The 323-nt window shown below is 71.5% G+C and carries 1 protein-coding gene; it reads right to left on the bottom strand.

What is annotated here, in order from left to right:
- Positions 1 to 323: SbcC/MukB-like Walker B domain-containing protein (locus KI686_RS17545; protein ID WP_237590351.1), on the bottom strand; the 323-nt coding region annotated here is incomplete at both ends.

The raw sequence follows: 323 nt of genomic DNA, 5'->3' as shown, positions 1-323 counted from the left end.
CATGAACACCGGCGCATAGCGCGGGCGCTCGGCACCGGCATCCCCCAGCTGGTAGCGCAGCGCGGCGCCGACGATGAACGCGACGAGCTCCTGCGACTCGCCACCGGACTTCTCGCCGATGTGGTCGTACAGGGCGACATGCTCGCCCGTCGCCGCGACGACGCGCTCCGCCGACACCCGCACGTGGTTGCGCACGTCGATCAGCTCGGCGAAGTCGGGCGCGGTGCGCCGCATGCGGCCGATCAGCCTGCTCATGCGTCGGTACGCGTTCTCGCGCTCGTCGTCGGTGGAGGCAGCCTCGATCAGCCCGCGCACCTCGCGCA

The organism is Polaribacter sargassicola (genome assembly GCF_021991835.1).
GTDB classification, from domain to species: domain Bacteria; phylum Bacteroidota; class Bacteroidia; order Flavobacteriales; family Flavobacteriaceae; genus Polaribacter; species Polaribacter sargassicola.
The sequence above is the reverse complement of the archived record's forward strand: the minus strand, read 5'-3'. Positions and strand labels throughout refer to the sequence as shown.